The organism is Serratia sp. MYb239 (assembly GCF_002966855.1).
Taxonomy (GTDB): Bacteria; Pseudomonadota; Gammaproteobacteria; order Enterobacterales; family Enterobacteriaceae; genus Serratia_B; species Serratia_B rhizosphaerae.
In genome coordinates, this window is record NZ_CP023268.1 from 3,805,717 (window position 1) to 3,830,888 (window position 25,172).

At 59.0% G+C, this 25,172-nt stretch carries 22 protein-coding genes; 18 read left to right on the forward strand and 4 right to left on the reverse strand.

Annotated features, from left to right (window positions below; translation table 11 throughout):
• Window positions 1–3: 3 nt before the first annotated feature.
• Genes nrdI through nrdF form a run of 3 tightly spaced genes read left to right on the forward strand, consistent with a single transcriptional unit; the run spans window position 4 to window position 3,502 of the window.
• Window positions 4–408, forward strand: a complete 405-nt coding sequence (nrdI, locus tag CLM71_RS18280; RefSeq protein ID WP_105232253.1) for a class Ib ribonucleoside-diphosphate reductase assembly flavoprotein NrdI — start codon at window positions 4–6, stop codon at window positions 406–408.
• Entirely contained in the window at window positions 390–2,534 is a 2,145-nt protein-coding gene (gene nrdE, locus CLM71_RS18285; RefSeq protein ID WP_105232254.1) for a class 1b ribonucleoside-diphosphate reductase subunit alpha, read from the forward strand. Before nrdI ends, nrdE begins: the two co-directional genes overlap by 19 nt.
• A gap of 8 nt (window positions 2,535–2,542) precedes the next feature.
• Window positions 2,543–3,502 carry a class 1b ribonucleoside-diphosphate reductase subunit beta gene (gene nrdF, locus CLM71_RS18290; protein WP_105232255.1) on the forward strand — a complete coding sequence of 320 codons (960 nt, stop codon included), beginning with the start codon at window positions 2,543–2,545 and terminating at the stop codon, window positions 3,500–3,502.
• A 58-nt stretch (window positions 3,503–3,560) separates the two neighbouring features.
• Here nrdF and CLM71_RS18295 read toward each other — a convergent pair whose 3' ends face one another.
• A complete protein-coding gene (locus CLM71_RS18295; protein ID WP_105232256.1) occupies window positions 3,561–4,916 on the reverse strand; it encodes a 2-hydroxycarboxylate transporter family protein in 1,356 nt (451 codons plus the stop codon).
• 325 nt (window positions 4,917–5,241) lie between these two features.
• On the opposite strand from CLM71_RS18295, the gene CLM71_RS18300 reads away from it, so the two are divergent.
• Window positions 5,242–6,834, forward strand: a complete 1,593-nt coding sequence (locus tag CLM71_RS18300) for a sensor histidine kinase (RefSeq protein WP_105232257.1) — start codon at window positions 5,242–5,244, stop codon at window positions 6,832–6,834.
• Between the two features lie 21 nt (window positions 6,835–6,855).
• On the forward strand, window positions 6,856–7,542 hold the full coding sequence (locus tag CLM71_RS18305) for a response regulator (RefSeq protein ID WP_105232258.1): 687 nt from the start codon (window positions 6,856–6,858) through the stop codon (window positions 7,540–7,542).
• 96 nt (window positions 7,543–7,638) lie between these two features.
• Here the strand turns inward: CLM71_RS18305 and CLM71_RS18310 are convergent, their stop codons facing one another.
• Window positions 7,639–7,908, reverse strand: coding sequence for a hypothetical protein (locus tag CLM71_RS18310; protein ID WP_158684832.1), 270 nt, complete (start codon window positions 7,906–7,908; stop codon window positions 7,639–7,641).
• Window positions 7,909–8,014: 106 nt separating this feature from the next.
• Between CLM71_RS18310 and proV the strand changes: the two genes are divergently transcribed.
• The 3 genes from proV to proX all read left to right on the forward strand — a co-directional run bounded on the left by proV (window position 8,015) and on the right by proX (window position 11,508).
• A complete protein-coding gene (proV, locus tag CLM71_RS18315) occupies window positions 8,015–9,217 on the forward strand; it encodes a glycine betaine/L-proline ABC transporter ATP-binding protein ProV (protein ID WP_105232260.1) in 1,203 nt (400 codons plus the stop codon).
• Window positions 9,210–10,436 (forward strand): glycine betaine/L-proline ABC transporter permease ProW, encoded by a 1,227-nt coding sequence (proW, locus tag CLM71_RS18320; protein WP_105232261.1) that lies wholly within the window; start codon window positions 9,210–9,212, stop codon window positions 10,434–10,436. The genes proV and proW overlap by 8 nt, the downstream gene beginning before the upstream one ends.
• A gap of 67 nt (window positions 10,437–10,503) precedes the next feature.
• A complete protein-coding gene (gene proX, locus CLM71_RS18325) occupies window positions 10,504–11,508 on the forward strand; it encodes a glycine betaine/L-proline ABC transporter substrate-binding protein ProX (protein ID WP_105232262.1) in 1,005 nt (334 codons plus the stop codon).
• A gap of 41 nt (window positions 11,509–11,549) precedes the next feature.
• On the opposite strand, the gene CLM71_RS18330 is transcribed toward proX, so the two are convergent.
• On the reverse strand, window positions 11,550–12,431 hold the full coding sequence (locus CLM71_RS18330) for a LysR family transcriptional regulator (protein ID WP_105232263.1): 882 nt from the start codon (window positions 12,429–12,431) through the stop codon (window positions 11,550–11,552).
• 104 nt (window positions 12,432–12,535) lie between these two features.
• Here CLM71_RS18330 and CLM71_RS18335 point away from each other — a divergent pair, with 104 nt between their 5' ends.
• The 7 genes from CLM71_RS18335 to emrB all read left to right on the forward strand — a co-directional run bounded on the left by CLM71_RS18335 (window position 12,536) and on the right by emrB (window position 19,922).
• Window positions 12,536–13,738 carry an MFS transporter gene (locus CLM71_RS18335; RefSeq protein WP_105232264.1) on the forward strand — a complete coding sequence of 401 codons (1,203 nt, stop codon included), beginning with the start codon at window positions 12,536–12,538 and terminating at the stop codon, window positions 13,736–13,738.
• A 114-nt stretch (window positions 13,739–13,852) separates the two neighbouring features.
• Window positions 13,853–14,599: an AzlC family ABC transporter permease gene (locus tag CLM71_RS18340; protein ID WP_105232265.1), complete on the forward strand. Its 747-nt coding sequence runs from the start codon at window positions 13,853–13,855 to the stop codon at window positions 14,597–14,599.
• Complete coding sequence (ygaH, locus tag CLM71_RS18345) at window positions 14,589–14,930, forward strand: L-valine transporter subunit YgaH (protein WP_105232266.1); 342 nt, start codon at window positions 14,589–14,591, stop codon at window positions 14,928–14,930. The genes CLM71_RS18340 and ygaH overlap by 11 nt, the downstream gene beginning before the upstream one ends.
• A 172-nt stretch (window positions 14,931–15,102) precedes the next feature.
• The gene (mprA, locus tag CLM71_RS18350; protein ID WP_105232267.1) at window positions 15,103–15,621 is read left to right on the forward strand and encodes a transcriptional repressor MprA; all 519 of its coding nucleotides are present in this window, start codon (window positions 15,103–15,105) and stop codon (window positions 15,619–15,621) included.
• Between the two features lie 30 nt (window positions 15,622–15,651).
• On the forward strand, window positions 15,652–17,103 hold the full coding sequence (locus CLM71_RS18355) for an efflux transporter outer membrane subunit (RefSeq protein ID WP_105232268.1): 1,452 nt from the start codon (window positions 15,652–15,654) through the stop codon (window positions 17,101–17,103).
• Window positions 17,104–17,190: 87 nt separating this feature from the next.
• A complete protein-coding gene (gene emrA, locus CLM71_RS18360; protein ID WP_105232269.1) occupies window positions 17,191–18,363 on the forward strand; it encodes a multidrug efflux MFS transporter periplasmic adaptor subunit EmrA in 1,173 nt (390 codons plus the stop codon).
• A gap of 59 nt (window positions 18,364–18,422) precedes the next feature.
• A complete protein-coding gene (gene emrB, locus CLM71_RS18365; protein ID WP_111736576.1) occupies window positions 18,423–19,922 on the forward strand; it encodes a multidrug efflux MFS transporter permease subunit EmrB in 1,500 nt (499 codons plus the stop codon).
• 57 nt (window positions 19,923–19,979) lie between these two features.
• Here the strand turns inward: emrB and CLM71_RS18370 are convergent, their stop codons facing one another.
• On the reverse strand, window positions 19,980–21,032 hold the full coding sequence (locus tag CLM71_RS18370; protein ID WP_105232271.1) for a tRNA/rRNA methyltransferase: 1,053 nt from the start codon (window positions 21,030–21,032) through the stop codon (window positions 19,980–19,982).
• Between the two features lie 205 nt (window positions 21,033–21,237).
• Between CLM71_RS18370 and trxC the strand changes: the two genes are divergently transcribed.
• The 3 genes from trxC to CLM71_RS18385 all read left to right on the forward strand — a co-directional run bounded on the left by trxC (window position 21,238) and on the right by CLM71_RS18385 (window position 25,170).
• On the forward strand, window positions 21,238–21,657 hold the full coding sequence (gene trxC, locus CLM71_RS18375) for a thioredoxin TrxC (RefSeq protein ID WP_105232272.1): 420 nt from the start codon (window positions 21,238–21,240) through the stop codon (window positions 21,655–21,657).
• Window positions 21,658–21,776: 119 nt separating this feature from the next.
• On the forward strand, window positions 21,777–22,472 hold the full coding sequence (locus CLM71_RS18380) for a tRNA-uridine aminocarboxypropyltransferase (protein WP_105232273.1): 696 nt from the start codon (window positions 21,777–21,779) through the stop codon (window positions 22,470–22,472).
• A 46-nt stretch (window positions 22,473–22,518) separates the two neighbouring features.
• Window positions 22,519–25,170: a bifunctional acetate--CoA ligase family protein/GNAT family N-acetyltransferase gene (locus CLM71_RS18385; RefSeq protein ID WP_105232274.1), complete on the forward strand. Its 2,652-nt coding sequence runs from the start codon at window positions 22,519–22,521 to the stop codon at window positions 25,168–25,170.
• Window positions 25,171–25,172: the final 2 nt, after the last annotated feature.

Sequence of the window (25,172 nt, forward strand, 5' to 3'; positions counted from 1 at the left end):
CTGATGAATCCATTGGTCTATTTCTCCAGCAGTTCGGAGAACACACACAGGTTCGTTGAGAAACTTGCGCTGCCGGCGATACGCATCCCGATCGCCGGCAGTCGTGAAAATCTGCTGGTGGATCGCCCCTATATTTTGATCGTACCCAGCTATGGCGGCGGCAGCGCCACCGGTGCGGTGCCGATCCAGGTAATCCGCTTTCTCAACGATCCGCATAATCGCGCTTATCTGCGCGGCGTCATCGCCGCCGGCAACACCAACTTCGGCGCAGCGTATGGCATCGCCGGCGAGATTATCGCCAAAAAATGCCAGGTGCCTTTTCTTTACCGCTTTGAACTGCTCGGCACCGCACAAGACGTTGCAAACGTACGACAGGGAGTAACCGCATTTTGGCAACGACAGAATTGATCAGACCCGGCGCCGACGCGCTGGACTACCACGCGCTTAACGCCATGCTCAACCTTTACGATGCCGAAGGGCACATCCAGTTTGAGCAGGATAAACAGGCCGCGCGCCACTATTTCCTGCAGCACGTGAACCAGAACACGGTATTTTTCCATAATCTGGCGGAAAAGCTGCGCTATCTGGTGGATGAGGGCTACTACGAACCGCAGGTGCTGACGCAGTACGATTTCCCGTTTATCAAGCAGCTGTTTAAGCAGGCGTATGCGAAAAAGTTTCGCTTTGCGACCTTCCTCGGCGCTTTTAAATATTACACCGGCTATACGCTGAAAACCTTCGACGGCAAACGCTACCTGGAACGCTATGAGGACCGGGTATGTATGGTGGCGCTGACGCTGGCGGCCGGCGATACCACGCTGGCGCAGCATCTGGTGGAAGAGATGGTGTCCGGACGCTTCCAGCCGGCGACGCCCACCTTCCTGAACAGCGGCAAAAAACAGCGCGGCGAGCTGGTTTCCTGCTTCCTGCTGCGGATCGAAGACAATATGGAGTCGATCGGCCGGGCGGTGAACTCGGCGCTGCAGCTGTCAAAACGCGGCGGCGGCGTGGCCTTTCTGCTGAGCAATATCCGCGAGGCCGGCGCGCCAATCAAGCGGATCGAAAACCAGTCGTCCGGGGTGATCCCGATCATGAAGATGCTGGAGGATGCCTTCTCCTACGCCAATCAGCTGGGCGCCCGACAGGGGGCCGGCGCGGTGTATCTGCACGCCCACCATCCGGATATTCTGCGCTTCCTCGATACCAAGCGCGAAAACGCCGATGAGAAAATCCGTATCAAGACGCTGTCCCTTGGCGTCGTGATCCCGGACATCACCTTCGAACTGGCGAAAAACAACGAAGAGATGTACCTGTTCTCGCCGTATGACGTCGAAAGAGTGTACGGCGTGCCGCTGTCGGAGCTCAGCGTCAGTGAAAAGTACCGCGAAATGGTGGACGACAAGCGCATCCGCAAGTCGCGTATCAACGCGCGTGAGTTTTTCCAGCTGCTGGCGGAAATTCAGTTTGAGTCCGGTTATCCCTATATCATGTTTGAAGATACGGTGAACCGCGCCAATCCGATCGCCGGCCGCATCAATATGAGCAACCTGTGCTCGGAAATCCTGCAGGTCAACCGCGCCAGCCGCTACAACGACGATCTCAGCTATCAGCAGATCGGTAAGGACATCTCCTGCAACCTGGGTTCGCTGAACATCGCCAAAACCATGGACGCGCCGGACTTCGGCAAAACGGTGGAAACCGCCATTCGCGCGCTGACCGCGGTGGCAGAGATGAGCGATATCAGTTCCGTGCCCTCCGTCGCCGAAGGTAACCGCGCCTCGCGCGCCATTGGTCTCGGCCAGATGAACCTGCACGGCTATCTGGCGCGTGAACGCATCTTCTACGGCTCGCCGGAAGGGATCGACTTCACCAATATCTATTTTTACTGCGTCGCCTATCACGCCCTGCGCGCCTCGAATCAGCTGGCGATCGAGCGCAAATGCAGCTTCGGCGGCTTTGAAGAGTCGGCCTATGCCAGCGGCGAATACTTCGCCAAATACATTGATACCCCATGGCTGCCGCAGACCGAGCGGGTAAACGCGCTGTTTGCCGACGCCGGTGTCTCTATCCCGACACAGGCGGACTGGCAGGCGCTGCGCCAGTCGGTGATGCTGCACGGTTTGTACAACCAGAACCTGCAGGCGGTGCCGCCAACCGGTTCGATTTCTTACATCAACAACTCCACCTCAAGCATCCATCCGATCGTCTCGCGTATCGAGATCCGCAAGGAGGGCAAGATCGGCCGCGTCTATTATCCGGCGCCCTATATGACCAATGACAATTTGGCGTATTACCAGGACGCCTACGAGATTGGTCCGGAAAAGATCATTGATACCTACGCGGCCGCTACCCAGCATGTCGATCAGGGGCTGTCGCTGACGCTGTTCTTCCGCGACAGCGCCACTACCCGCGATATCAACCGGGCGCAGATCTACGCCTGGCGCAAGGGCATTAAAACCATCTACTACATCCGCCTGCGTCAGATGGCGCTGGAAGGTACCGAAGTTCAGGGCTGCGTGTCCTGCGCGCTGTGAGGAACGTTATGAAACTGCAGAGAGTCCAGGCGATCAACTGGAATAAAATCGAAGACGATAAGGATCTGGAAGTATGGAACCGGCTGACCGCCAATTTCTGGCTGCCGGAGAAGGTGCCGCTGTCGAACGATATCTCCTCCTGGGGCACGCTGACGCCGAAGGAGCAGCAGCTGACCATTCGCGTGTTCACCGGCCTGACGCTGCTGGACACCATTCAGAACACCGTCGGCGCGCCGACGCTGATCGGTGATGCCATCACCCCGCATGAAGAGGCGGTCTATTCCAATATCAGCTTTATGGAAGCGGTGCACGCACGCTCCTACAGCTCGATCTTCTCCACGCTGTGCCAGACCCGCGACGTCGATGAGGCCTACCGCTGGAGTGAAGAGAACCGCGCGCTGCAGAAAAAGGCCGATATCATTCTGGCGCATTACCGCAGCGACGATCCGCTGTTGAAAAAGGTCGCCAGCGTGTTTCTGGAATCCTTCCTGTTCTACTCCGGCTTTTATCTACCGATGTACTGGTCCAGCCGCGCCAAACTGACGAATACCGCCGATCTGATCCGCCTGATCATCCGCGACGAAGCGGTGCATGGCTACTACATTGGCTATAAATTCCAAAAAGGGCTGGAGCAGGTTGACGCCGCCCGTCGCCAGCAGGTGAAGCGCTTTGCCTTCGACCTGCTGCAGGATCTGTATGAAAACGAGGTGCACTACACTGAAGAGCTGTACGACGAGGTGGGCTGGACGGAAGAGGTGAAAACCTTCCTGCACTACAACGCCAACAAAGCGTTGATGAACCTCGGTTACGAGGCGCTGTTCCCGGCATCCATGGCGGAGGTTAACCCGGCGATTCTGTCGGCGCTCTCACCCAATGCCGACGAGAACCACGATTTCTTCTCCGGTTCGGGGTCGTCTTACGTGATTGGCAAGGCGGTGATCACCGAAGATGAAGACTGGGCGTTTTAAGCGGCCAAAAAAAGCCCCGTGGGGACGGGGCAAGGCAAAGACCTGCTAAGGAACACTATCAGGCAAAGAAATGCGACAACACCAGCAGAGAAAGGGATACGTTGATCGCGCCGCCGATGCGGGTGGCGATCTGAGCGAACGGCATCAGCGACATGCGGTTGCCGGCCGTCAGGATCGCCACGTCGCCGGTGCCCCCCTGCCCGCTCTGGCAACAGGAAACAATGGCGACATCGATCGGGTGCATGCCAATTTTTTTACCGACGAGGAAACCGGTGCCCACCAGCGCGCCGACGGTGCAGACAATCACGATCAGGTTCTGCACGGTGAAGGCGTCCACCAGCTCCTGCCACGGGGTAATCGCCACACCGACGGCGAACAGAATCGGGTACGTCACCGCAGTGCGGAAGAATTTATACACCACCTGTGAGCCTTCCTGGATACGCGGCGAAACGCCGTGCGCCAGTTTGACCGCCACGGCGGCAAACAGCATGCCGACCGGCGCCGGCAGGCCAATCATACGGTGCAGCAGCATCCCCACCATATACAGCAGAATCGCCAGCAGCGCGCCGCAGGCCAGCGTGCTGACGTCCACCTTGCCGCTGATTTTTTCGACCGCCGACATCTCGCTGCCGCCCGCTTTACTCGGCATCAGGCTGCCTTCGCCGGTGAGATGCGGGTAGCGTTTGCCCAGTTGGTTCAGCAGGCCGGCCATCACGATCGCCGTCAGGCTGCCGAGCATGACGATCGGCAGAATGCGCCCCAGCGCCACGCCCTGCTCCATATGCAGGATCGTCGCATAGCCCATTGACAGCGGAATCGCCCCTTCGCCGACGCCGCCGGCCATGATCGGCAGGATCAGGAAGAAGAAGATCTGGAACGGCTCCAGCCCCAGCGCCAGCCCGACGCCCATCCCCACCAGCATGCCGACGATCTCGCCGCACAGCATCGGCACGAAGATACGCAGGAAGCCCTGGATCAGCACCTGGCGGTTCATGCTCATAATGCTGCCGACGATAATGCAGCAGATGTAGAGATAAAGAATATTGGTCGACTTATAGAATTTGGTGGTCGACGCCACCACCACGTCCGGCAGCAGACCGTAATGCACCAGCGCAGAGGGGATAAAGGTCGCGCAGATTGCTGCCGCCCCCATTTTCCCCACCAGCGGCAGACGTTTGCCGAACTCACCGCAGGCAAAACCAAAAAAGGCCAGCGTCGCCACCATCACCACGATATCGCTGGGCAACGAGCCTTCCAGACAGTCGAGCAGAATCAGTCCGCCAGCCAGTAAAAAGAACGGCAGCGGAATAATGCCTATTTTGTAATTATCCAAAACCCGCCACCACTTTTCCCGCAGCGGAACGTCTGCGGTTTTATCGCCGGCAACGAGATAAGAATCATCAGTTGTGCTCATAATCTGGCCTCTTATTGGTTTGTTCAGCCATCATAGATAATGCAACAGATTATTCGCTGTGATTCTGTTCAAAGATAAAAAGGGTTTTTAATGGTGGTTATGGTTTCTATGGTTTTTAATCGGGTTATGTAAAATATGGCGTGGCGTTAATGGTTTTAAAGATAATTTAATTTAAACTTTATCGAATTATAAACAGTGTAGACGAATTCGCCACGGCGAGTATAAAGCCATGCCGGCGATCACAACATGATCGAACGCAATACACCTGACGACGCATCTCGTGATAGGGTAAGCCACCGAATTCGCTTCCTGACCCACGGCCGACATGCGTAGAAAACTCTCATTTCAAATCAAACTGTTTCTGTGTCTGGTCGCGTTCTCCTGCCTGTTGCTGACGCTGATCGGCGCCTATACCTATTATCAGCTGGACGCCCAACTGCACCGCGATTTGGGCGCGCGGGCGCAGGTGCAGGCCCGGGAAATTGCCCTGATTCCCTCTTTGGCGCAGGCGGTGCAACAACAGGACGCACATGCCATTGCCGCCCTGCTGAAAAAAATCCGCGCCAGCAGCGACGCCAGTTATATTGTGATCGGCGATCGTCATGCTCGCCACCTTTATCATTCCGAATATCCCGGCCGTTACGGCACGGCGATGGTCGGCGGCGATAATAAAGAGGTGCTGGAAGGTAAAAGCATTATTTCCATTCGCAAAGGCGGCATCGGAATATCGTTACGCAGTAAAGCGCCGATCGTCGACGAAAATAATCAGGTGATCGGCATTGTGTCGGTCGGCTATCTTAAATCGCATATCGATAATTTAAATGCACGCACCCTGACGCAGATTATCGGCTCGATTATTCTGCTGCTGATCGCACTGTTTATTTTCTCCTGGCTGCTGTCAAAAAACCTCAAACGCCAGATGTTCTGGCTGGAGCCGCAGGATATCGCCCTGCTGGTGCGTCAACAAAAGGCGCTGCTGGAAGCCATTTATGAAGGGGTGATCGCCATCGATCCCCAGCAGAAGATCATCACCATCAACCACGCCGCGCGCGAGCTGCTGGATCTGCGCCAGCCGGCCAGCAGCCTGATGGGGCGCGATATCGCCGAGGTGATCCAGGCACAGCCGGACTTTTTCAGCCCGACGCAGCTCGCCCAGGATTGTCACGACGAGGTCTGCCGCTTCAACCACGTCCGGGTGATCGCCAACCGGGTGCGCATCATGCAGGAAGATCGCCTGCAGGGCTGGGTGATCAGCTTCCGCGATAAAAACGACATCAATACGCTGAGCAGCCAGCTCAGCCAGGTGAAACGCTACGCCGACAGCCTGCGCATTATGCGCCACGAACAACTCAACTGGACTGCCACCCTCGCCGGGCTGCTGCATATGCAGCGCTATGACGAAGCCATACGCTACGTGGAGGCGCAGTCGGAAGGCGCGCAGGAGATCCTCGACTTTATTTCGCAGCGTTTCAGTTCGGCGGCGCTGTGCGGCCTGCTGCTGGGCAAATATGCCAGCGCGCGGGAAAAAGGCGTGGAACTGCGTTTTGACCCCGCCTGTCAGCTGCGCCAGATACCGGCCGCGCTGAATGAAACCGAACTGATGTCGATTATCGGCAACCTGCTGGATAACGCGGTGGAAGCAACCCTGCATTGCGCTGCGCCGCACGACGCGGTAGAACTCTATATTAATGATAATGGCAATGAGTTGGTGATTGAGGTCGCCGACCACGGCGGCGGCATCGCGGCGGAGATACGCGAGACGCTGTTTGAACAGGGCGTTTCCACCAAACGGCACGGCGATCACGGCATCGGCCTGCACCTGGTCGCCAGCCATGTCGCCCAGGCGCACGGCAGTATAGAAGTGTCGGACAATGAGCCGCACGGCGCCATTTTTTCCCTGTTTATCCCCAAGAATTGATAAAAAACGGGCACCCGAAGCATGCAACCTGAAGCACTGGACGTTTTGATCGTCGAAGATGAACCGCAGCTGGCAACGCTGCATGCAGAGTTTATCGAGAAGAATTTTAATCTGCGCGTCGTCGCCTATGCCGCGACCCTGAGCGAAGCGCGAGCCAAAGTCAGCGCACAACGGCCGCGGTTAATCCTGCTGGACAATTTCCTGCCGGACGGGCAAGGCATCGAGCTGATGGAAGAGCCTGCGGTCAAAAATCCCGGCTGTTCGGTAATCTTCATCACCGCCGCCAGCGATATGCACACCTGCAGCCAGGCCATTCGTAACGGCGCCTTTGATTACATCATCAAACCGCTGTCGTATAAACGGCTGCGCAACTCGCTGGAACGTTTTATGCAGTTTGTGCAGACCCAGCGTACGTTTAAAGTGATCGACCAGAGCAACGTCGACGCCCTGTATAACCTGCAGTCCAAGCAGTTTTCCACTGAGCCGAGCGCCAAGGGCATCGAGCCCAATACCCTGGAGCTGGTGCAGGCGCTGTTTATCCGCCGACCGGATTACGCTCATGCGGTGGAGGATATTGTCGAGCAGGCCGGCATCAGCAAAACCACCGCGCGCCGCTACCTGGAATACTGCGTCAGTACGCAGTTCGTCCGGGTCGAAATGGTGTACGGCAATATCGGCCATCCCAGACGTTTGTACCGTAAGGCGTAACGTGACATCAGACTGTCACAGTCGCCGGTTACACTGCCCCGGCGATATCCCCTCGATGTCGACGTCTGTTGTTGAATACTGATGAATTTCACCCGGCTATCCGCCGGGTTTTTTATTATTTCCGCCACGCTGAAATTTACCCATTGCGCCGTCATCCAGGACGATAAAATATGCCTCCAGCAGGCAAGATTTATCCTGAAAAATATCAACCGACATTTCAGCCGCAGGCAACGGATATTTATCAATAAATCCGTCTTGTTCAGTGGAATATTTTGCGATCATTGCCAATAATTTTAAATCACCGGCAATTTTACCATAGCCAAGATAACGCCTGATGTAAACCGCCGCCCGACGTACTGATAACATTGAGACTTGTCTCAAATGCTCACTGTGTTAGGGTATGAAGCACTATTATTTTCGTATTAGGAAGTTTTTTATCGTTTGAAATAAACCAGAGGAAACAGCACATTGCATGTCAATTAAAATAGAAGTTAAGAATCTATATAAAATATTCGGTGAACATCCGGATCGCGCATTTAAGCTGATAGACAAAGGGTTCAGCAAAGACCAGTTGTTTGAAAAAACCGGACTTTCACTTGGCGTGAAAAATGCCAATCTGGCCATTGAAGAAGGCGAAATCTTCGTCATCATGGGGCTTTCCGGCTCCGGGAAGTCAACCCTGGTACGCCTTCTCAATCGTCTGATCACCCCCACCCGCGGCGAAGTACGCATCGACGGCGAAGATATTGCGAAAATATCGGAATCTGCGCTGCGTACGGTGCGCAGAAATAAAATCAGCATGGTATTCCAGTCATTTGCGCTGATGCCGCACCTGAATGTAGTAAATAATACGGCATTCGGCATGGAACTGGCCGGCATTCCGCTGCAGGAACGGCAGCAAAAAGCGCTGGAGGCGCTGCGTCAGGTCGGGCTGGAAAATTATGCCCATTCCTACCCGGATGAATTATCCGGCGGTATGCGCCAACGCGTCGGCCTGGCCCGCGCCATGGCGAATAACCCGGATATATTACTGATGGATGAAGCCTTCTCGGCGCTCGATCCGTTAATCCGCACCGAGATGCAGGATGAGCTGGTGAAACTGCAGGCCAAACATCAGCGCACCATCGTATTTATCTCTCACGATCTGGATGAAGCCATGCGCATTGGCGATCGCATCGCCATTATGCAGGGCGGTGAAGTGATTCAGGTCGGCACGCCGGATGAAATCCTCAACAACCCGGCCAACGACTATGTCCGCACCTTCTTCCGCGGCGTCGATATCAGCCACGTTTTCAGCGCGAAGGATATCGCCCAGCGCCGCCCGGTCACCCTGATCCGCAAAGCGCCCGGTTTCGGCCCGCGTTCGGCGCTGCGTCTGCTGCGTGACGAAGACCGCGGCTATGGCTATGTGCTCGACCGCGGGCAGAAATTTGTCGGCGTGGTGTCGATCGACTCGCTGGAAAAAGCGCTGGAGGCCAACCTGAGCCTTGATGACGCACTGCTGGAAGCCCCGGCGCCGGTTGCTGCCGATATGCCGCTCAGCGAACTGATTTCGCTGGTAGCGCAGGCGCCCTGCGCCGTACCGGTTATCGACGACGAGCACACCTATATCGGAATCATCTCCAAAGCCATGCTGCTGCAGGCTTTAGATAAAGAGGGCCCAGCGAATGAGTGATGACAAAAACCAAGATCCGTGGGCAAGCGCCTCTGAACAACCTGACGCCCCGGCGCAAAACACGCCGGCGCAGGATGCCCCGACACAGGGCGCTCCGGCACAGGACGCCCCCGCAGGCGGCAGCAGCGATCCCTGGTCAACCGGCGGTTCCGCCGGCGATGCGCCCGCACAGGCACCGGCCGGGAATGGCGCGGACGCCTGGTCCAGCAGCCCGCCGCCTGCCGCGCATGATGCCGGACAGCAGGCTGCCCAGGGCGGCGCAGACTGGCTGAACAGCGCGCCGGCCCAGCCGGAGCACTTCAACCTGCTCGACCCGTTCCACAAAGCCTGGGTGCCGTTTGACTCCTGGGTCACGCAGGGCATCGACTGGCTGGTGCTGCATTTCCGCCCGCTGTTTCAGGGCATTCGCGTGCCGGTTGATTTTATCCTCAGCGGCTTTCAACAGCTGCTGCTGGGGATGCCGGCGCCAATCGCCATTATCGTGTTCTCGCTGATCGCCTGGCAGCTGTCCGGCCTCGGCATGGGCGCCGCCACGCTGGTGTCGCTGATCGCCATCGGCGCAATCGGCGCCTGGTCGCAGGCGATGGTGACGCTGGCGCTGGTGCTGACGGCGCTGTTCTTCTGTATCGTCATCGGCCTGCCGCTCGGCATCTGGCTGGCGCGTAGCAAACACGCCGCCAAAATCATCCGGCCGCTGCTCGACGCCATGCAGACCACCCCGGCGTTTGTCTATCTGGTGCCGATCGTCATGCTGTTCGGTATCGGCAACGTGCCAGGCGTGGTGGTGACCATTATCTTCGCCCTGCCGCCGATCGTGCGTCTGACGATCCTCGGGATCAAACAGGTGCCGGAAGATCTGATCGAAGCGGCCGAATCCTTCGGTTCCAGCCCGCGCCAGCTGCTGTTCAAGGTGCAACTGCCGCTGGCAATGCCGACCATTATGGCCGGGGTTAACCAGACGCTGATGCTGGCGCTGTCGATGGTGGTGATCGCCTCGATGATCGCCGTCGGCGGTCTGGGACAGATGGTGCTGCGCGGCATCGGCCGGCTCGACATGGGCCTGGCCGCCGTCGGGGGCGTCGGCATCGTGATTCTGGCCATTATCCTTGACCGTCTCACCCAGTCGCTGGGGCGTGACAGCCGCAGCAAAGGCGCCCATCGCTGGTACGCCCACGGTCCCATCGGCCTGCTCGCCCGGCCATTTATGAAAAAAGCCTGAGAGGTTTTCCCGCCGGCAGCGTTCCGGCGGGTCACAACGCCACAACATCAAACACAGAGGAAAGACTATGCGCACTACAGGAATCTGGGCTGTCGCCCTTACCACACTGATTGGTTCACAGGTTGCTTCCGCTGCTGATTTGCCAGGAAAAGGTATCTCGGTACAACCGGTGCAGAGCACCATTTCGGAAGAGACCTTCCAGACCCTGCTGGTCAGCAAGGCGCTGGAAAAACTGGGCTACGACGTTAAACCACCGCGTGAAGTCGACTACAACGTTGCCTATACCTCAATCGCCTCCGGCGACGCCACCTTCCTCGCCGTCAACTGGGATCCGCTGCACGCCGACCAGTACAAGGCCGCCGGCGGTGATGCCAAGTTCTACCGCGAAGGGGTATACGTCAACGGCGCCGCACAGGGCTATCTGATCGACAAGAAAACCGCAGACAAATATCACATCACCAACGTGGAGCAGTTGAAAGATCCGAAAATCGCCAAGCTGTTCGACACCAACGGCGACGGTAAGGCCGATATGACCGGCTGTACGCCGGGCTGGGGCTGTGAAGCGGTGATTAACCACCATCTGGACGCCTACGGGCTGGAAAAGACCGTCACGCACAATCAGGGCAACTACGCGGCAATGATCGCCGACACCATCACCCGCTTCAAGGAAGGCAAACCGATCCTGTACTACACCTGGACGCCATACTGGGTGAGCGACGTACTGGTACCGGGGCGCGATGTGGTCTGGCTGCAGGTGCCGTTCTCCTCCCTGCCGGGCGAGCAGAAGAACGTCGACACCAAGCTGCCTAACGGCGCCAACTATGGCTTCCCGGTCAATACCATGCGTATTGCCGCCAACAAACAGTGGGCAGAGAAGAACCCGGCAGCCGCCAAGCTGTTCGCCACCATGAAACTGCCTATCGCCGATATCAACGCCCAAAACCTGCGTATGCATGAAGGCCAGGCGTCTGAATCCGATATCGAAAACCACGTTAACGGTTGGATCAAGGCCCATCAGGCAACATTTGACGGCTGGGTGAAAACCGCCGAAGAAGCCGCGGCGAAGAAGTAATCCCTCCCTCTACGGCCCTCTCTCTGCGGGAGGGCCGATTCTCACTCTCCCGCCGGCCCCAGGCCGCTAAACTGTAAAAAGCGCTCCGCCGCCCTGGACAGCGGCTGATGCCAGGCGCAATACACCTGTCTGCGCGGGCCATCCTTGATGGGCACCGCCACCAGTCCGCTCAGACGCAGGGCGGTAGAAACCGGTACGATGCCGGTCGCCAGGCCGCTGCGCACCAGATTCTCCAGCCATTCAATATGGTCGATTTCAAAGCTGACGTGCCGCCTGACCCCGGCGGCCTGAAAGGCGCGGTCGGTCTGCCGCCGGGCGCCGGTGCCGCTATAAAAATCCACCAGCGGAACTTCCGCCAGTGCCGGCAGCGTCACCTGCCGACAGCCGGCCAGCGCATGGCGAGGCGACACCAGAGCCACCAGCGGCTCATCGGTCAGCAGACGGTGAGAGGCCGGCAGCATATCCTTGTCCCCCGGCCAGATGCCGACAAACGCCACGTCGGTCTGCTGCTGACGAACGTTTTCCAGCAGCAGCTCGCTGATCCCCACGTACAGGCGAATATTGACCGCCGGATGATGGCGATGAAAGGCCGCCAGCTTTTCCGTCAGATCTATCGCATTCAGCGTTGAGATGGTGCCAATGGTCAGCGTGCCGGACAGCGTGCCGCTGGCCGACACCACTTCATCCACCAGCGTCTGACGAGCCGACAGCAGCCGCTGTGCCGGCAGGATAAACGCGCGCCCGGCCGAGGTCAGCGACACCCGGCGCGAGGTGCGTTCAAACAGCACGCAGCCCAGTTCCTCCTCCAGTTTGGCAATCTGGTGGCTAAGGGCTGACTGGACGGTATGGCAACGCTGAGCGGCGCGGGTAAAACTCTGCTCCTCCGCCACCGCCAGCGCATAGCGGATCTGTTTCAGGTTCATGGCATCTATCGTGAAATGAGATAAATAAAATGAAAATTATACATTGGATTTGTCAGCTTTCCTGCCCGATACTCTGCGCACTTTTTCCAGTTATCTGAAATCCGATGAAAACAACAACAGAACACCCGGGACTCAGTCCGGCGCTGACCGCGCTGATCGCCATGGCGACCGGCCTGGCCGTCGCCAGCAACTATTACGCCCAGCCGCTGCTGGAAACCATTGCCCAGCAGTTTAACCTGTCGGTTAATCAGGCCGGCTTTATCGTCACCGCCGCCCAGTTAGGCTATGCGGTCGGCCTGCTGTTTCTGGTGCCGCTCGGCGATATGTTCGAACGGCGCGGCCTGATCGTGTTTATGACGCTGCTGGCCGCCGGCGGCATGTTGATCACCGCCACCTCCAGCACGCTGGCGGTGATGATCCTCGGCACCGCACTGACCGGGCTGTTTTCCGTGGTGGCGCAAATTCTGGTGCCGCTGGCGGCGACGCTGGCGCATCCGGAAAAACGCGGCAAAACCGTCGGCATTATTATGAGCGGCCTGCTGCTCGGCATTCTGCTGGCGCGCACCGTCGCCGGGGCGCTGGCCTCCGTCGGCGGCTGGCGCACCATTTACTGGGTGGCCAGCGCGCTGATGATCGTCATGGCGCTGATCCTGTGGCGCGCGCTGCCGCGCTATAAGCAGCACAGCGGGCTGAATTACCCGCAGCTGCTGAAATCGATCTTCGTACTGTTCGGCACCACGCCGCTGCTGCGCACCCGCGCCCTGCTCGGCGCGCTCTCTTTCGCCAATTTCAGCGTGCTGTGGACCTCGATGGCGTTTCTGCTGGCCGCCCCGCCGTTCGGCTATTCCGAAGGAGTCATCGGTCTGTTCGGCCTGGTCGGCGCCGCCGGCGCGCTGGCTGCTTCCCACGCCGGCCAGCAGACGGATAAAGGCCGGGCCGGATTCACCACCAGCGCCGGGCTGATCCTGCTGCTGTTATCCTGGATACCCATCGCTTTAGCTAAACAATCACTCTGGGCACTATTAATCGGCATCATCATTCTGGACCTGGCGGTGCAGGCGGTACACGTCACCAACCAGAGCGTGATTTACCGCGTGATGCCCGACGCGCGCAACCGTCTGACCGCCGGTTATATGACCAGCTACTTTATCGGCGGCGCGCTGGGCTCGCTGCTGTCGGCCTCTGCCTACCAACATGCAGGCTGGTACGGTGTCGCCGCCGCCGGCATTACGCTGTGCATCATCAGCCTGTTAATCTGGTGGCGCGGCCAGCGGCACGACCCCCAGTGGCGGTCAAAATCTGATTAGCAAGAAAACAATAACCAGTGAAATTTATTAGCGGCACAGGGTATAAACATTACTCACTCTCTGGTAATGTTCTGGAGATAAACTATTGGTCTCCTATTCTGTGCCGCCGACAATATGCAAAGCCAAGCCTCTGAGAACCTGACGCCTTCCGCCGCACGCTCTACTTTCGTCAATGGCATTATTGACAGCCTGCCAATCGTTATCGGCTACCTACCGGTGGCGTTCGCCTTTGGCCTCAGCGCCGTCAAGCTCGGCTTCTCGCCGCTGGAAAGCCTGTTTTTTTCCTGCATCATCTACGCTGGCGCCAGCCAGTTCGTCATCACTGCGCTGCTCAGCGCCGGGATGTCGCTGTGGGTGTCCGCGCTGACGGTGATGGCGATGGATATCCGCCATATTCTCTACGGGCCGGCGCTGCGCCACCGCATTAGCGCCCGCCTGTCCAAAGGTAAAACTGCTCTGTGGGCGTTCGGCCTGACCGACGAGGTCTTCGCCGCCGCCAGCGCCAAACTGATCCGCGACCGGCGCAGCTGGAGCGAGAACTGGATGCTCGGCATCGCGCTCAGCTCATGGCTCGCCTGGGTGGCGGGCACGGCGTTAGGCGCTCTGTTTGGCAACGGCCCGCTGGAGCAGTTCCCGGTTATCGAGGCCTCGCTCTCCTTTATGCTGCCCGCGCTGTTTCTCAGTTTTCTGCTGGCTGCCTTCACCCGCCCGCAAAGTCTGATCATCGCCGCTTCACTGGCCGGCGCACTGCTGGGGCTGCTGTGTTTCTCTATTCCGGCGGCAATCCTGAGCGGTATAGGCGCAGGCTGCCTGGCGGCGCTGTTACAACCAACGGCAACGGAGAACGTCGATGAACGCTGATGTACTGCTTATCGGTCTGGTGGTCGGCTGCGCGAATTACCTGTTCCGTTACCTGCCCTTGCGGTTTGCCCCGGCGCGTCAACGGCCGGGTATGCCGCGCGGTAAAATCGCCCTGCTGCTCGACAGCATCGGCATTGCCTCCATCTGCGCGCTGCTGGTGGTTTCCAGTACCCCGGAGGTGATGCGCGATCACGCCAGGCTGCTGCCGACGTTAACCGGTTTCGCCGCGCTGGCGCTATGCTTTTACCGCACGAAAAGCATTATTTACGCTACGCTGTTCGGCGCGCTGGCGTTCGGCATTACTTTAAAAATTCTTATTGTTTTTGGTTGAGCCGAGAGCCATTACGTGCGCTCCCTCACATAACCATGCGCAAAGTGGCGATTAATGGCGCAATCACGGCAAATAAATGACACAAATTGTTAAATTATTCACCAAGCTGAAGATTTACATTATTAATCACTATCGTTACTATACCGAACGTAATCAATGAGGCCCCTAAATAATGGAAAACTCGTTTACCCCCATAGAAAATATGTTGAATTTCCGCGCCAAACGTCAGAAAGACTTCCCCTATCAGGAAATTCTGCTGACGCGGCTGTGCATGCATATGCAAAGCAAGTTGCTGGAAAATCGCAATAAAATGCTGAAGGCCCAAGGGATAAACGAGACATTGTTTATGGCGCTGATTACGCTGGATGCACAGGAAAACCACAGCATTCAGCCTTCGGAGCTCAGCTCCGCACTCGGCTCTTCGCGCACCAATGCGACACGCATCGCCGATGAGCTGGAAAAACGCGGGTGGATTGAACGTAAGGAAAGCGACAACGACCGCCGCTGTCTGCATCTGCATTTGACGCCAAAAGGCACCGAATTCCTGGCGCAACTGCTGCCGCCGCAGCACAAATGTCTGCATTTCCTTTGGTCCACACTCAATAACGATGAGCAACACCAGCTGGAGCAGCTGACGCGCAAACTGCTGGCACGTCTGGATCAAATGGAAGTCTCAGAACAGTTATCCTAATTATTCATTTCTGTTCAGGTAACCAAATTTATGCGATCCCCATTTAACTGGAGACTCACCCCGCTGTTCGCCGTTTTACTGCTGGCCGGGTGTGCATCTACCGATAATATAGCCCCGCAGTCTACCCTGATGGATCCGCAAAACCTGCAGCTGGCGCAACCGAAGGTCAGTTCGCTGGCCATCAGCCCGCAGTGGTGGCGCGCCCTCAACGATCCGCAGCTCGATGGCCTGATGACTCAGGCGCTGCAAAACTCGCCGTCGCTGAAGCAGGCTGCCGCACGGGTGCGCGAAGCACGCAGCGTGATGGGTGAAGCCAGCGCCGCCAACGGCCCGAACCTGGATCTCAACGCCGGCACCACCCGCCAGCGTACCCCGCAAAACGTCAACTCCGGCCTCGGTTATCCCAACAAGCCAATTTACTCCAGCTCCAATTCGCTCGGCCTGAACCTGGCCTACGAATTTGACTGGTGGGGCAAATACCGCAACCAGGTCAACGCCGCCAAAGCGCAGGTTGACGCCGCGCGCGCCGAGCAGGAACAGGCGGCGCTGACGCTGACCAGCTCCGTAGCTTCGGCCTATTACCTGCTGCAGAACTATTATGCGCAGGAAAAACTGCTGCAGCAGGAAGTGACGAACAACGACCGCCTGACGCAGCTGCGCCAGCAGCAATATCAGGCCGGGATGACCGGCGTTGACGTACCGCAACAAACCAAAGCACAGTCCGATGCGGCCAAGCAGCAGATTCTGCAGCTGCAGTCGCAAATTGAGCAGTTAAAACACCAGCTGGCAGCCCTAAGCGGCCAGGGTCCGAATGCGATGCAGCATTTGCGTCCGGTGAAACTGCCGGCCGACTCGCTGCTGGCGCCGAAAGGCGAGCTGACCGCCGACCTGCTGGGTAAACGCCCGGACATTGCGGCCCAGCGTCAGCTGGTGGAATCCTATAACCAGCGCGTCGCCGCGGCCCGTAAAGAGTTCTATCCGAGCCTGTCGATTTCCGCCTTCGCCGGTTTGACCACCACCAACGTCAACGGCACCAGCCCGAACCTGTTCGAAGCCGCCAGCCAGGCTTGGAATATCGCCCCGGCGATTTCGCTGCCGATCTTCCACGCCGGCGCGCTGCGCAGCAAGCTGGGTGAAGAGTCCGCCCTCTACGATCAGGCGGTAGAATCCTATAACCAGACTATCCTCAATGCGCTGCAGGAAACCGCTGACGCCATTACGGTTCAGCAAAGTACCGCCCAGCAGTTGCAGCAGGCCTCCTCGGCCTCGCAGTCTATGCAGCAAGTTTACCAGGTCGCCAATGCACGTTACCGGGCAGGGATTATCGGGCGTGACGATCTGTTATCCAGTCAGACGCAGCTGATCCAGCAGCAACTGACGGAATTAAGCGCCAGCAGCAATATGATGCAGGCGAAGATAGGACTGATCCGCGCGCTGGGCGGCGGCTATCAAGCCCCGTCGGCCACGGACGAAAAAGCATAATAACTCTATCCAAAATAATTAAAGCGGTATCACGGCGGCCGGCGTGCGTCGTCGCCTGAACCGGCAAGGAAAAACGTGGAGAAAACCATGAGCACAAATGCGGAGACACAAACCCCGCAGCAACCGACAGGCAAAAAGAAACAGCGTAAATTTTGGCTGCTTCTGCTGACGGTGATTTTTATTGTTATTGGGGTGGCTTATTTAGTGTATTGGTTCCTGGTGCTGCGTCATCATCAGGAAACCGACGATGCCTACGTGGCGGGCAACCAGGTGCAGATTATGTCCCAGGTCGGCGGCAGCGTAACGCGCATCAATTTCGATAATACCGATTACGTCAAACAGGGCGATGTGCTGCTGACGCTCGACCCGACCGACGCCGAACAGGCGTTCGAACGGGCGAAAACCGGGCTGGCCAACAGCGTGCGTCAGACCCACCAGCTGATTATCAACAGTAAGCAGTATCAGGCCAATATCGCCCTGCGCAAATCTGACCTGAGCAAGGCGGAGAACGACCTCAAGCGTCGCGTGGTGCTGGGCAGCGTCGATGCCATCGGCCGTGAAGAGCTGCAACACGCGCGCGACGCCGTCACCAGCGCTAAAGCCGCGCTGGAAGTGGCCGTGCAGCAATACAACGCCAATCAGGCGATGGTGCTGAATACGCCGCTGGAACAGCAGCCGGCCGTGCAACAGGCTGCCGCACAGATGCGCGACGCCTGGCTGGCGCTGCAGCGCACCAAAGTGATCAGCCCGATCACCGGCTATGTCTCACGCCGCAGCGTACAGGTCGGCGCGCAGATCGCCGCCGGTTCGCCGCTGATGGCGGTAGTGCCGGCCGATCACGTGTGGGTTGACGCCAACTTTAAAGAAACGCAGATCGCCAATATGCGCATCGGCCAGCCGGCCACCGTGGTCAGCGATGTCTACGGCGACGACGTGGTGTATCACGGCAAAGTGGTCGGTATCGATATGGGCACCGGCAGCGCCTTCTCCCTGCTGCCGGCGCAGAACGCCACCGGCAACTGGATTAAAGTGGTGCAGCGCCTGCCGGTACGTATCGAGCTGGACGCCAAGCAGATTGCCGATCATCCGCTGCGCATCGGCCTGTCTACGCTGGTGAACGTCGATACCAGCGACCTCAACGGCCGCATGCTGGCCAACGTGGTCAACGACAAGCCACGCTATCAGAGCGATGCGCTGACGCTGCAGCTGGCGCCGGTGAACCAGATGATCGCCGATGTTATTCATGCTAACGCCGGTTAAGCGAGCGGGAGGCTACCTTGGCAGCACAAAAACCGCTTGAGGGGGCCCAGCTTGCCTGGATGACGGTCGCGCTCGCCATGGCGACCTTTATGCAGGTGCTGGACTCCACCATTGCCAACGTTGCGATACCGACCATCGCCGGTAACCTCGGGTCATCCAACTCGCAGGGCACCTGGGTTATCACCTCGTTCGGGGTGGCGAACGCCATCTCCATCCCGATTACCGGCTGGCTGGCGAAGCGCTTCGGCGAAGTGCGGCTGTTCCTGTGGTCCACCGCGCTGTTCGCCATCGCTTCCTGGCTGTGTGGTATCTCCAACAGTCTGGGCATGCTGATCTTCTTCCGCGTGATCCAGGGGCTGGTGGCCGGCCCGCTGATCCCGCTGTCCCAAAGCCTGTTGCTGAATAACTATCCGCCGGCGAAGCGGGCCATGGCGCTGGCGCTCTGGTCGATGACGGTGATCGTCGCGCCGATTTTCGGCCCGATTCTCGGCGGCTATATCAGCGACAACTATCACTGGGGCTGGATCTTCTTCATCAACATCCCTATCGGGGCGTTTGTGATTTTCGCCGCCCTGGCGACGCTGCGCGGCCGTGAAACCAAAACCGAGATCAAACCGATAGACACTATCGGGCTGATTTTGCTGGTGGTGGGCATCGGTTCGCTGCAGGTGATGCTGGATCAGGGGAAAGAGCTGGACTGGTTCAACTCCACCGAAATCATCACCCTGACGGTGGTGGCGGTGGTGGCGCTGCTGTTCCTGGTGGTCTGGGAGCTGACGGACGATCACCCGGTGGTGGATCTGTCGCTGTTCAAGTCGCGTAACTTTACCATCGGCGTGCTGTGCATCAGCCTGGCCTATATGCTCTACTTCGGCGCCATCGTCCTGTTGCCGCAGCTGTTGCAGGAGGTGTACGGCTACACCGCGACCTGGGCCGGGCTGGCCTCGGCGCCGGTCGGCCTGATCCCGGTGCTGCTGTCGCCGCTCATCGGCAAATTCGGCCACCGGCTGGATATGCGCCGGCTGGTGACCTTCAGCTTTATTATGTATGCCGTGTGCTTCTACTGGCGCGCCTATACCTTTGAACCGGGTATGGACTTCGGCGCCTCCGCCTGGCCGCAGTTCGTCCAGGGCTTCGCCATCGCCTGCTTCTTTATGCCGCTGACGACGATTACCCTGTCCGGCCTGCCGCCGGAGCGTATGGCGGCGGCGTCGAGCCTGTCGAACTTCGTGCGTACTCTGGCCGGTTCAATCGGCACCTCGATCACCACCACGCTGTGGACGCAGCGCGAATCGCTGCACCATTCGCAGCTGACGGAGTTTGTGAACCCTTACAACCCGCAGTCGCAGGAGATGTACCACCAGCTTGAGCAGTTGGGAATGAGCCAACAGCAGGCTTCGGGGTATATCGCCCAGCAGATTACCGCTCAGGGGCTGATTATCTCGGCCAACGAAATCTTCTGGCTGTCGGCCGGGGTGTTCCTGATTCTGCTGGCGCTGGTGTGGTTCGCCAAACCACCGTTCAGTTCCAGCGGCGGGGGCGGCGACGGCGCCCACTGATCCATCCATAAAAAACGGGCGCCTCAGGCGCCCGTTTCTTTTATCGCAATCTGGCCATTACGCCTGATTCTGACGCCACCAGTCCGCCAGCAGAATGCCGGTCGCGACCGAGACGTTCAGACTCTCCACCTTGCCGGTGCCGCCGATGGAGACGTTCATGTCCCCCTGCTGCCAGGCGCCGTCGCTCAGGCCATCGCGTTCCTGACCCAGCACCAGCACCATTTTGGCCGGCAGTTTGGCCTGCGCCAACGCCACGCCTTTATGGCTGGAGGTGGTCACGATGGTGTAGCCCGCCTGGCGGAAGCTATCCAGCACCGACAGGAAGTCGTCGGCATTGATCGCCTTGATATGCTCCGCGCCGCCTTCTGCGGTACGTACCGCCGCGCCGGATTCCAGTAGCGCCGGATCCTGCAGCAGCACGCCGTTCACGCCGAAGTGGGCGCAGGAGCGCATGATCGCCCCCAGGTTGTGCGGGTTGCCCACCGCTTCCAGCGCCAGCACGCAGTCACTGGCCGGCGCCGTCTTCAGGTAAGTGGTCGCATCCAGTCCCTGGCGCTTTTTGATCAGGAAGCAGACGCCGCCGTGGTGCTCGGTGCCGGACGCTTTTGCCAGCTCTTCATCATCCACCACGTGGTAAGCCTTACGGTTAGCCGCCATCCAGCGCAGCGCCTCGCGGAAACGCGGCGTCACCGACTGCACGAACCAGGCGCGCACGATAGCGTCAGGACGGCTGGCGAACAGCGCCTGACAGGCATTCTCGCCATACACCCGCGTTTCTTCCGCACGCTGGCGGCGCAGCTGTTCCGGATCGATAAAACTTTTGCCGCTGATGCCGCCGTGGTCAAACGCCGGCTCCGCATCCGGGCCGCGCGATACGGTTTTCCACGGCGAATCATTGCCGCCGCGTCCTTCCGTACGTGCCGGACGACGCCCGCCGCGGTCGCCGCCGCGCGCCTTATTATCCTGAGCGCCGCGACCGGAGCGCGACTTGTCCGCCGGACGGCCTTTGCCGGCCGGGCGTTTGTTGTTACGATCGTCGCCGCCGTCTTCGTCATTGCGGACGTACATCACTTTAACTTTGCCGTTTTTGCCACTAAATGAGTCGTTCATTGTCTTCTCCACCAACGCGCAGGCGCGAAGATTACCTGATGTCGGTCTGCTAAGCCACCAACTTGGACGAATAAGATCCCGGCTATTACATTCATTGAACAAACCTCTTTGTTCGATAACGCGCTTTTGCCGATAATAAACAGCATTAACGAAACATAGCCGCCACGCTTGCGCGCTATGTCAGCTACCCGTACCCGAGGTTCCCATGAATACAGTTTGCTCCGCTTGTAACGCCACCAACCGCGTCCCGCAAGACCGTCTGACTGACGGCGCCAAATGCGGCCGCTGCGGCCATGAATTATTCGATGGCGAGGTGATTAACGCCACCGCAGAGACCCTGGATAAATTACTGCAGGATGACCTGCCGGTAGTGGTTGACTTTTGGGCGCCGTGGTGCGGCCCCTGCCTCAACTTTGCGCCGATTTTCGAAGACGTTGCCGAAGAACGGGCCAGCAAGGTGCGCTTCGTCAAGGTCAACACCGAAGCTGAACCTGAACTCAGCGCGCGCTTCCGGATTCGCAGCATCCCGACCATCATGCTGTTCCGCGACGGGAAAATGGTGGATATGCTCAGCGGCGCGATGCCCAAAGCGCCGTTTGACAACTGGCTTGATGAATCAGTGTAACGCAAAACCCGCCGCCGCGCCGTCCGTGACGGACGGCGGCCCCCATCCCACCCTGATGTTTTCTGCGTTACAATAGCGGTTTTTACGCCGGAATAAGCGCCGGCCTGCCCAGGATCGCTATGACCGACAACGCCGTACTTCGCCTGCGCCAGCTTCGTCTGGATCGCGCCACCCGTCCTTTTCTGGCACGCGGCTGCCGCGTGGCGCGCTGCCAGGGCTGCCTGCTGCCGCAGAAAAACTGCCTGTGCGACACTATTACTCCTCAGTCCGCCGACAGCCGTTTCTGCCTGATCATGTTCGGCGCCGAACCGCTCAAGCCCAGCAACACCGGCCGGCTGATCGCCGATATTCTACCGGACACCCAGGCATTTCTCTGGTCGCGCACCGAAGTCGATCCGGCGCTGCTGGCGGCGATTAACGATCCGCACCGTCAGCCGTACGTGGTATTCCCTGCCTCCTACGCCGATGCCGGGCGGCCGGTCTACAGCCAACTGCCGACGAGTGGCAAGCCGCCGCTGTTTATCATGCTCGACGGTACCTGGTCGGAAGCGCGCAAAATGTTCCGCAAAAGCCCCTACCTGAATCAGTTCCCGGTATTTTCACTGGACGTCGCCGCAGCGTCCGACTATCAGCTGCGTGAAGCCAGCCGCGCCGAACAGCACTGCACCGCCGAAGTCGCCGCCGCGCTGCTGCAACAGGCGGGTGACGACGCTGCCGCGCTCGGCCTGAGCCAGCACTTCAGCTATTTCCGCCAGCGCTATCTGGCCGGTAAACCTACGCGTCCAGCGGCGTCGATCACAGCAACATCGCCATAAAGCGCCTAAAATCAGGCGACAACGTTGCGGTTAAAGGAGTGAGGTTATGAGTCAGCGAGGCTTGGAAGCGCTATTACGTCCCAAATCTATCGCCGTGCTGGGGGCGTCGCAACGGCCGGGACGTTCGGGCCATCTGATGATGCACAACCTGCTCGCCGGCGGTTTCAACGGCCCGATTCTGCCGGTCACGCCGCGCTATAAGGCGGTATGCGGCGTGATGGCCTATGCCGACGTCGCCAGCCTGCCGATCGCCCCCGACCTGGCAATCATCTGCACTCACGACTCACGCAATCTGCCGCTGCTTGGCGCATTGGGCGAACGCGGCTGCAAAGCCGTGATTATTCTCTCCGCCCAGCCGGAGCAGTTCGCCGAGCTGAAAGCCTGCGCCCAGCGTTACGCCATACGCCTGCTGGGGCCGAATAGTCTCGGCCTGCTGGCGCCGTGGCAAGGCATCAACGCCAGTTTCTCACCGGTGCCGATACTGCCGGGCCGGCTGGCGTTTATTTCACAATCCGCCGCCGTCGCCAATACCATTCTCGACTGGGCGCAGCAGCGCGAGGTCGGCTTTTCCTATTTTGTCGCATTAGGCGACAGCCAGGATATCGACGTCGATGATCTACTGGACTTTCTGGCGCGCGACGCGAAAACCAGCGCCATCCTGCTGTATCTGGAAAATATTCACGATGCGCGCCGTTTCCTGTCAGCCTCGCGCAGCGCCTCCCGCAATAAGCCGATTCTGGTGGTAAAAAGCGGTCGCAGCCAGCAGGCCCAGCGTCTGCTGAACGGCCAGCAGGGGCTGGACGCCGCCTATGATGCCGCCATCCAGCGCGCCGGCCTGCTGCGCGTGCAGGATACCCACGAGCTGTTCTCGGCGGTGGAGACCCTCAGCCATATGCACCCTTTGCGCGGCGAGCGTCTGATGATTATCAGCAACGGCGCCGCGCCGGCGGCGATGGCGCTCGACCAGTTGCTGGCGCGCAACGGCAAACCGGCCATGCTGAGCGCAGAGACGCAGCAGCAACTCAGCGCGGCGCTGCCGGGTTTTATCCCGCTGAACAACCCGCTCGACCTGCATGATGACGCCACGCCGGAACGTTATCTGGCAGCGCTGCAGGTGCTGCTGGACAGCAACGATTACGACGCGCTGCTGCTGATTCATGCCCCCAGCGCCGCCGCGCCCGGCACCGTAACCGCGGAGAAACTGGTCGCGGCAATTCGCCAGCACCCGCGCGGCAAGCGCATCACGCTGCTGACCAACTGGTGCGGCGAATACTCCTCGCAGGAAGCCCGCAGGCTGTTCACCGACGCCGGGATACCCACCTACCGTACGCCGGAAGGCGCCGTGACCGCTTTTATGCATATGGTGGAGTACCGCCGCAATCAGAAACAGCTGAAGGAGACGCCGGCCCTGCCGGTCGGACTGACCGCCAATACCGCCGCCGCTCATCAGCTGATTCATCAGGCGCTGGCCGAAGGCGCCAGTCAACTGGATACCCATGAGGTGCAGCCGATCCTGCAGGCCTACGGCCTCAGCACGCTGCCGACCTGGATTGCTGGCGACAGCGCCGAAGCGGTGCATATCGCCGAGCAGATCGGTTATCCGGTGGCGCTGAAGCTGCGCTCGCCGGATATTCCGCATAAGTCCGAGGTTCAGGGGGTGATGCTCTATCTACGCACCGCCACCGAGGTGCAGCGCGCCGCCGATGCGATTCTCGATCGCGTCAAACGTACCTATCCGCAGGCGCGCATCCACGGCCTGCTGGTGCAGAGCATGGCGAACCGCGCCGGCGCGCAGGAACTGCGGATCGCCGTTGAGCAGGATCCGATCTTCGGCCCGCTGATTATGCTGGGCGAAGGCGGCGTGGAGTGGCGGCAGGAACATCAAGCCGCCGTCGCCCTGCCGCCGCTCAATATGGCGCTGGCGCGCTATCTGGTGCTGCAGGCGGTGAAAGGCGGCAAGATTCGCGGCCGCAGCGCCCTGCGCCCGCTGGATATTCCCGGCCTTAGCCGGCTGCTGGTGCAGGTCTCCAACCTGATCCTCGACTGCCCGGAGATCGCCCGGCTGGATATTCATCCAGTGCTGGCGACCGGCAGCGAATTCACGCTGCTGGACGTATCAATGCAGTTGGCGCCGTTCAGCGGCGATCCGCAGGCGCGGCTGGCCATTCGCCCCTACCCGCAGGAGCTGGAAGAGACCATCACGCTGAAGAACGGTGCTCACTGTCTGTTCCGGCCGATCCTGCCGGAAGATGAGCCGGCGCTGAAGCACTTTATCGACCGCGTGACCAAAGAAGACCTTTATTACCGATATTTCAGCGAGATCAATGAGTTTAGTCATGATGACTTAGCGAATATGACGCAAATCGACTACGATCGTGAAATGGCATTTGTCGCGGTCGCCGAGGATCAGCAGATTATCGGCGTGACGCGCGCACTGTCCGACCCGGACAATACCGACGCCGAATTCGCCGTCCTGGTACGTTCCGATCTGAAAGGATTAGGCCTGGGTCGTCAACTGCTGGAAAAGATGATTGGCTATGCGCGCAGCCGCGGTCTGCTGCGTTTGAGCGGCATCACCATGCCGAATAACCGCGGTATGGTGACATTGGCAGAGAAACTGGGTTTTATGGTGGACGTACAGCTGGAAGACGGTATCGTCAATCTGACGCTGCCGCTGAAGTCCGGAAAAGCGAGGTGAGC